Annotated in this window: 6 protein-coding genes and 1 tRNA gene; 4 read left to right on the forward strand and 3 right to left on the reverse strand. The window is 32.1% G+C overall.

Going from position 1 to position 7,929, the window contains the following annotated elements; genetic code table 11:
* Positions 1–358: 358 nt before the first annotated feature.
* On the reverse strand, positions 359–592 hold the full coding sequence (locus B0A80_RS19815) for a putative signal transducing protein (RefSeq protein WP_017498760.1): 234 nt from the start codon (positions 590–592) through the stop codon (positions 359–361).
* 173 nt (positions 593–765) lie between these two features.
* On the opposite strand from B0A80_RS19815, the gene rnr reads away from it, so the two are divergent.
* From rnr to B0A80_RS19830, 3 genes are read left to right on the forward strand one after another with little or no spacing between them, the layout of a single operon-like run.
* Positions 766–2,946, forward strand: coding sequence for a ribonuclease R (gene rnr / locus B0A80_RS19820; protein WP_089078421.1), 2,181 nt, complete (start codon positions 766–768; stop codon positions 2,944–2,946).
* A 25-nt stretch (positions 2,947–2,971) separates the two neighbouring features.
* Complete coding sequence (locus B0A80_RS19825) at positions 2,972–3,640, forward strand: head GIN domain-containing protein (RefSeq protein ID WP_017498762.1); 669 nt, start codon at positions 2,972–2,974, stop codon at positions 3,638–3,640.
* Between the two features lie 14 nt (positions 3,641–3,654).
* The gene (locus B0A80_RS19830) at positions 3,655–4,332 is read left to right on the forward strand and encodes a LysE family translocator (RefSeq protein ID WP_070906235.1); all 678 of its coding nucleotides are present in this window, start codon (positions 3,655–3,657) and stop codon (positions 4,330–4,332) included.
* Positions 4,333–5,004: 672 nt separating this feature from the next.
* On the opposite strand, the gene B0A80_RS20890 is transcribed toward B0A80_RS19830, so the two are convergent.
* Positions 5,005–5,075 (reverse strand) — tRNA-Cys (locus tag B0A80_RS20890).
* A 94-nt stretch (positions 5,076–5,169) separates the two neighbouring features.
* Entirely contained in the window at positions 5,170–5,529 is a 360-nt protein-coding gene (gene folB, locus B0A80_RS19835) for a dihydroneopterin aldolase (RefSeq protein WP_017498764.1), read from the reverse strand.
* A 126-nt stretch (positions 5,530–5,655) separates the two neighbouring features.
* Between folB and B0A80_RS19840 the strand changes: the two genes are divergently transcribed.
* A complete protein-coding gene (locus B0A80_RS19840) occupies positions 5,656–7,773 on the forward strand; it encodes a glutamine--tRNA ligase/YqeY domain fusion protein (protein WP_070906236.1) in 2,118 nt (705 codons plus the stop codon).
* The last annotated feature ends 156 nt before the right edge of the window (positions 7,774–7,929 follow it).

A 7,929-nucleotide genomic window follows, 5' to 3' on the forward strand; every position in this document is an offset into this window, starting at 1 on the left:
AATACCAAAAATGCCATTTTCAACAAATATCAACATATGAACTTATCTACAAATTGAATTCATTTTTGGTTGTCAACCGTTGTTAATTAAAATACAAAAACTCTTAGAAATTAATCCTTTAACAAAATATAAGTATGTTGATAACTCAAGATAACTAAGAGAAACTTCATTTCAATGCTTTTAAAAATAAATTTATTCGACATATTAACAAGCTATAATAACAACCAAATTTTTTTAAATTTTTAAAATTCTTTTTTGTTGTATTTAATATATGTTGACAACTTTGAAAACTGAAAAAGAAAAAAATTAAATTTTATTTGAATTCAAAGCTAATTTGAATTTGTTTTTGATTGTTGTTTCAAACGATTTTCAGAGGATTGTTCAGATTGTCCAGAATTTGCTGAACTTCTTCGAAATCGTTCGGATGAACTTTGAGTTTGATTCCACCCAGCGCAGTGCTGTACAAGGGAACGACAGACAGTGTCATTTCGTTTTCAAAAAAATAAGGAATCCCTTCCTGTTCTAATAAGTGTTTCAGAACCACGGTTTCGTGTAAATAATTGAATACAGCAATGGTTTTAAAGCTTTCCATATCAGGTCTTTTTGTAAAGATACTCAAATGAATAGTACCAAAATTTGTTCTTGGTACTAATTTGAATAGACGAATTGCAACGACTTCCAGAAAGTTATATTTTTAATAATTTATTTGTTAAAATCTATAATCTGATATCTTATTTGTAATTTTAAACTTTTAAGAAAAGATATATGAGTAAGAAAATTAGAAAGCCGATAAAAAAAGAGAAAGATTTCTCCAGTAAAATAGTAAAAATTTTATCGCAAAGCCCAAATAAAACATTCAACTACAAACAAATAGCAGCAAAGTTAGAACTAGATGATACCAAAAGCAGAAATCAGATTATAAAAGATTTAAAGATTCTGGCTGCTTCAAAAAAGATTATAGAATCAGAACCGGGTAAATATTTAGTAAAAGCCGAAAGTCAGGATTATTACGAAGGAACCATAGATATGACTAGCCGTAAAACGGCCTATTTTATTTGTGAGGAGTTTAGCGAAGATGTATTTATTCCAACCAATAATTTAAACAGAGCTTTAGACAAAGACAAAGTAAAAGTTTATGTTTACAACCGAAGAAAAGGTAAAAGACCTGAAGGAGAAGTAATTAGTGTTATAGAAAGAAATAAAACAGAGTTTGTTGGAGTGATAGATATTCAGGCCAATTTTGCTTTTGTATCTACTGCAAACCCTAAAATGTACACGGATATTTTTATTCCAAAAGATAAAATAGGGGAGGCAGAAAATGGTGATGTTGTTTTAGTTACCATTGAAGACTGGCCAAAAAGAGCTGATAGTCCGTTTGGATCTGTATTAAGAGTTTTAGGAAAACCGGGAGAACACAATACTGAGATTCATGCTATTTTAGCCGAATACGGTTTACCGGCAGATTTTCCGGTAGAAGTAGAAGTCTATGCCCAAAAAATAGATACCTCAATTCAGGAAGCTGAGATTGCAAAACGTCGTGATATGCGTGATACACTTACGTTTACGATAGATCCGAAAGATGCTAAAGATTTTGATGATGCCTTATCTTTCAAAAAGTTAGAGAATGGAAATTATGAAATTGGAATTCATATTGCCGACGTTTCCTATTACCTGGAAGAAGGAACAATCTTAGATGATGAGGCCTATCAACGTGCCACTTCGGTTTATTTGGTCGATAGAGTAGTACCAATGCTTCCGGAAGTATTGTCTAATTTTGCCTGTTCATTACGTCCAAATGAAGAGAAATATACTTTCTCAGCTATTTTTGAAGTTTCTCCAACTGCACAGGTTATTAACCAATGGTTTGGAAGAACTGTGATTTATTCTGATCAGCGATTTGCATACGAAGAAGCACAGTATATAATTGAAACAAAAGACAATACAATTCCTGTTGATATCTCAATTACCGGAGAATCGTATACAGTTTCTGATGAAATTACGGAAGCCACTTTAAAATTAGATGAGTTAGCAAAGATTTTAAGAAGAAAAAGAATGGCCAATGGAGCTATTTCTTTTGATAAAGTCGAAGTAAAATTCAACCTGGATGAAGAAGGAGAACCGGAAGGAGTGTATTTTAAAATTTCAAAAGATGCCAATCATCTGATCGAAGAATTTATGCTTTTGGCCAACAGAAAAGTAGCAGAATACATTGGTAAACAAAAGAAAACATTCGTTTACAGAATCCATGATGAACCTAACGAAGACAAATTAATTGCGATGCAAACCGTAATTGCTAAATTTGGTTATAAAATAGATTTTAGAAACAAAGGAGATATTTCGAAATCACTGAATGCTTTGATGGAAGAAGTAAATGGTAAAAAAGAGCAGAATTTAATTGATACTCTGGCGATCAGAAGTATGAGTAAAGCCAAATATTCGACAGAGAATATTGGTCACTATGGTTTAGCTTTTGATTATTACAGCCATTTTACATCACCAATTCGTCGTTATCCGGACGTTATGGTACACCGCTTGCTGCAGTATTATTTAGACAATGGAGCTTCTGTAGATGAAGAAGCCTATGAAACAAAATGTTTACATTGTTCGAATATGGAAAGTTTAGCCACTAATGCTGAGCGAGATAGTATCAAATACATGCAGGTGAAATACATGCAGGATCACCAGGACGAGGAATTCCTTGGAGTTATTTCTGGTGTTACAGAATGGGGAATTTATGTGGAGATTGTTTCCAACAAGTGTGAAGGAATGGTAAGAATCAGAGAGATAAAAGATGATTATTATACTTTCGATGAAAAACAATATGCATTAGTTGGAGCCACTTCAAACAGCATTTTACAATTAGGAGACGAAATTTATGTAAAAGTTAAAAATGCTGATTTAGTTAAAAAACAGTTGGATTTTCATTTTTTAAGAAGAGCAGAATAGAAGTTTAATTTAAAAGAATAGAAGTATGAAAAAGTTAATTATAGTAGCTGCAATTTTATTGGTTCAGATGTCTTTTGGTCAGGTTACTAAAGAGTTAGGTGATTTTGATTCGGTTAAAGTATTTGATAAGTTAAGTGTAAAATTAGTTCAGTCTTCAGAAAATAAGATTGTAATTAAGGGAGCAAGAGAATCAGAAGTCGAAGTTGTTAACAAGAAAGGTTTATTAAAATTAAGAATGCCTTTTCCTAAGTTATTATCAGGAAATGATTTGGATATTACCGTATATTACAAACGTTTAGAGCTTATAGATGTTAATGAAGGAGCCAGCGTTAGTAGTAAAGATGTTATAAAAGCAACGGTATTTAAAGTAAGTGCACAAGAAGGCGGAACGATTAATGTTGAATTAAATGTTGATAAACTTAATGTAAGCTCCGTTTCTGGTGGTTCAATTACTTTAAGTGGTAAAGCCGATAATCAGGATGCAGGTCTTGGAGCCGGTGGTTATTTGTTGGCAAGTAAATTAAAGACCTCACAAACGAAAGTAAGCGTTTCTGCGGGAGGAAAAGCAGATGTGAATGCTTCAACCCTTGTTGATGCAAAAGTGAGCGCAGGAGGCTCTATTTACATTTATGGAAAACCGAAGCAAATAAATCAAAAAACGGTTTTTGGAGGTAAAATCGAAGAAGTAAAATAAGAAATTGTATTTGAATGATAAATGATATTTTGGCTGGACTACCATGGGGACTTTTTTTAAGTTTTATGGTAGGTCCGGTATTTTTTATACTATTGGAAACCAGTATTACGAAAGGATTCAGAGCTGCATTAGTTTTTGATCTTGGTGTAGTATTAGGTGATATTTTCTTTATTGCAATTGCCTACTTGGGAAGTTACAGACTGATTCAGAGTTTAAAAGACAAACCTGCTCTTTTTATTTTTGGCGGAATTATTATGCTGGCGTACGGTATAATTTCTTTCGTAAGACTAAAGAAAGAAGCAAAAATAAACGACGAAGAAATCGATCGTGATATTATTAAAAGAAACTATGGTAGTTTATTTGTAAAAGGCTTTTTACTGAACGTTATTAACATTGGTGTTCTTGGTTTTTGGTTAGCCGTTATTATTTCTGTTGGTCCAAAATTAGAAATGCAAAATTCGAGAATGTTTACTTTTTTTACTTCGGTTATCATTACCTATTTAGTAGTTGATTGCCTTAAAATATTATTAGCCAAACAATTAAAATCAAAAATGACACCTACGAATATCCTAAAAATTAAAAAAGGTATTAGTATTGTATTGATGGTTTTTGGTGTTGTTTTAATGATTCAGGGTTGGTTTCCGAAAGAGAAAGAAATGGTTAAAAACGCTTTCGAAAAGATTGAAAAGTAAGTTGTTAATAACTCCAAATTATAAAATTAAACCTCTGTATATCAGAGGTTTTTTTATGTTTATAATGTTTTTTTTTCGTTCTGAGGAACGAAGAACGACAAGATTGTGTAATTGTACTAAATATAAACCGGACAGGTTTTTAAAACCTGTCCGGTTTGTTATTGTTAACAACGTTATTTTGCGTAAACTTTGTCATTTCGAGGAACAAGAAATCTTAGTAAGAAGCTCGACAAAGATTGACAATTGTTACGAAGATTTACTTCGTTGCTAAACCGGACAGGTTTCAAAAACCTGTCCGGTTTGCTATTGTTAACAACGTTATTTTGCGTAAACTTCGTCATTTCTAGGAACAAAAAATCTTAGTAAGAAGCTCGACAAAGATTGGATAATTGTTGGATAGTTAATTGCTAAGATTTCTCCTTACGTCGAAATGACAAGATTGATGGAAAATTTAGACATAAAAAAAGAGACAGATTTCTGTATCTCTTTTTGAGGTATTGTTCGGATTCGAATATAAATCTTTATCTAATTTTTTCTAAAAATTGCCATAAAAAAAAGACACATTTCTGTATCTCTTTTTGAGGTATCGTCCGGATTCGAACATAAATCTTTATCTAATTTTTTCTAAAAATTAAACATAAAAAAACCTCTAAAGAAATTTAGAGGTTTTTGAGGCATCGTCCGGATTCGAACCGGAGTAGGAGCTTTTGCAGAGCCCAGCCTAGCCGCTCGGCCACGACGCCATTACTTGAACGGATGGCAAAAGTAACTAAAATCTTTAAATTTCAAAAGTTTCAAAGTAACTATTTTAAAAAATTAGCATTTTTAAAGAAAAAATTATTTTCTCGTTTCCGTCATTTTTATAGTAACTGTTTCAACATCACCACCAATAGGAGGATTTATCTTAGAAACCCAAACAGTAGTTTTTTCTATCATTTCAATCTCCGAAAGTACACGAATATTAATTCTTTTGGCTACATGCTCTAATAAATGAGAGCGAATTGCCATTTCTTCGGTTACAATTTTGTTCAAATGAACGTAATCAACAGTATCTAACAAATGATCTGTTTGTGCTGATTTTTGTAAATTAGTTTTGATTTTTAGATCAACCGTGTAATCAGATCCAATTTTTCCTTCTTCAATTAAACATCCATGGTACGAAAAAGTACGGATGTTTTTTAATTTTATAACTCCCATTTTTAATTTTAGTTTCAGGTTTTATGTTCCAAGTTGCACGTTTACTGAGAAGTTTCTAAAGAAAACCGTAAACTGTAAACCGAAAACTGTAAACTTTTTTATCTTTGCTAAAATTACTATAAAATAATGGCATCAGAAGAGAAATCACTCAATTTTATTGAACAAATCATAGAAGAAGATTTAAAATCAGGTCTTTCTAAAACCAAACTTCATTTTCGTTTTCCACCAGAACCAAATGGATATTTGCACATTGGACATGCAAGTTCTATTGCATTAAATTTTGGTTTGGGAATTGATTATCAGTCACCTGTAAATTTACGTTTTGACGATACAAATCCCGAAAAAGAAGAACAGGAGTTTGTTGATGCTATAAAAAAAGATGTAGAATGGCTGGGATATACCTGGTCAGAAGAACGTTATGCTTCAGATTATTTTCAGCAATTATACGATTGGGCAGTTCTGTTAATTAAGAAAGATAAAGCTTATGTAGACAGTCAGTCTTCAGAAGAAATGGCGATTCAAAAAGGAACTCCGTCAACGATAGGAACTGATAGTCCGTACAGAAATCGTTCAGTTGAAGAGAATTTAGACCTGTTTGAAAGAATGAAAAATGGTGAATTTGAGGCTGGTACTCATATTCTTCGTGCCAAAATAGACATGAAATCAACCAATATGTTGATGCGTGATCCTATCATGTACAGAATTTTACACAAACATCATCATAGAACAGGGGATAACTGGAAAATCTACCCAATGTACGATTGGGCACATGGACAAAGTGATTATTTGGAAGGCATTTCACACTCATTTTGTACACTGGAATTTTTGCCTCACCGTGAATTATACGATTGGTTTTTAGACCAAATTTTTGAAGATAATAAACTACGTCCGAAGCAGAGAGAATTTGCCAGACGTAATCTTTCGCATACAGTTGTAAGTAAAAGAAAATTACAGCAACTAGTTAAGGAAAAGCATGTTAACGGTTGGGATGATCCTAGAATGTCAACCATTTCCGGACTAAGAAGAAGAGGTTATACTGCTGCATCTTTGCGTAATTTTGCTAATACAATTGGTATTGCAAAACGTGATAACCTGATCAGTGTATCGGTTTTAGAATTCTGTATCCGTGAAGATTTGAACAAAATTGCACCACGTGTAATGGCCGTTTTAGATCCGGTAAAATTGGTAATAACAAATTATCCTGAAGGAAAAGAGGAGTGGTTAGAAGCCGAAAATAATCAGGAAGATGAAAATGCAGGTTTCAGAAAAGTACCTTTTTCAAGAGAATTATATATAGAAAGAGAAGACTTTTTAGAAGAAGCGCCTGCTAAATTTTTCCGTCTTACTTTAGGAAAAGAAGTACGTCTAAAAAATGCTTATATCATTAAAGGAGAAAGTGTTATAAAAGATTCAGAAGGTAATATTACAGAGATTCATGTAAGTTATGACACTGATTCTTTAAGCGGAAGCGGGACAGAAGCAAGTCAGAGAAAAGTATCCGGGACCTTACATTGGGTTTCCATTCAGCATGCAGTTGAAGCAGAAGTTCGTATGTACGATCGTTTGTTTACAGATGAAGCTCCGGACAGTTATAAAGAGAAAAATTTCTTAGATTTTGTGAACCCAAATTCGTTAGAAATAATTACAGGATTTGTTGAACCAAGTTTAGCTACAGCTCAAAATGAAGATAAATTTCAGTTTCAACGTTTGGGTTATTTTACAGTGGATAAAGATTCAACTCCTTCAAAATTAGTATTTAACAAAACGGTTGGACTAAAAGATGCCTGGGAAGAGAAGGGGAAAAAAGAAGAAAATAGTATCAACAATTCTTTGAAGGATATCAATAAATATTTCAAAGTGGAGACAAAAGCAGAACGTATTGCCATTGAAAGTGCAATAGGGGAGAGCATCAAAAATGTTTCTAGTTTTTCGTTGTTGCAAAATTCTTTAAAGAAGAATATTAACAATAACAAAGGATCATTGTTGTTTGCTCAGTTTATTCTAAAATATTCAAGTTTGAAATCTCCTGATTTTGAAGAAGACGATATTAAAAAATTGTACACGATGTCTCTTCGCAGTGAATCTACTTATGTGAGATCTAAAGCACTTTTAAATTTAAGAGATTTAGAAAATGAAAGTTTAAGAAAACAATTTGAAGAAGATATTTTGAAGTTACATTCAAATCCTCCAAAAAATGCTTCGGAGAGAGAAATTGAAATTCTTTCTGAAATGATTCAAAAATAATATAATTATAATCTATTAAAAAGCGCTTTTTGTAAGTGCTTTTTTTATTATTTGTATTTTCTATTGATATTTAAAAATTTATAGAGTTTTTAGATTGAAAATAGCCTTCATAAGTTGATTTTAAGCTATAAAAAATTTTTTTTCGACTCATTTATC

This window comes from Flavobacterium tructae, assembly GCF_002217475.1.
Lineage (GTDB): Bacteria > Bacteroidota > Bacteroidia > Flavobacteriales > Flavobacteriaceae > Flavobacterium > Flavobacterium tructae.

What these genes read in the sequence shown, in the direction of transcription:
- B0A80_RS19815 (WP_017498760.1), bottom strand. Translation starts at nt 592, where the DNA reads ATGGAAAGCTTTAAAACCATTGCTGTATTCAATTATTTACACGAAACC.
- rnr (WP_089078421.1), top strand. Translation starts at nt 766, where the DNA reads ATGAGTAAGAAAATTAGAAAGCCGATAAAAAAAGAGAAAGATTTCTCC.
- B0A80_RS19825 (WP_017498762.1), top strand. Translation starts at nt 2,972, where the DNA reads ATGAAAAAGTTAATTATAGTAGCTGCAATTTTATTGGTTCAGATGTCT.
- B0A80_RS19830 (WP_070906235.1), top strand. Translation starts at nt 3,655, where the DNA reads ATGATAAATGATATTTTGGCTGGACTACCATGGGGACTTTTTTTAAGT.
- folB (WP_017498764.1), bottom strand. Translation starts at nt 5,529, where the DNA reads ATGGGAGTTATAAAATTAAAAAACATCCGTACTTTTTCGTACCATGGA.
- B0A80_RS19840 (WP_070906236.1), top strand. Translation starts at nt 5,656, where the DNA reads ATGGCATCAGAAGAGAAATCACTCAATTTTATTGAACAAATCATAGAA.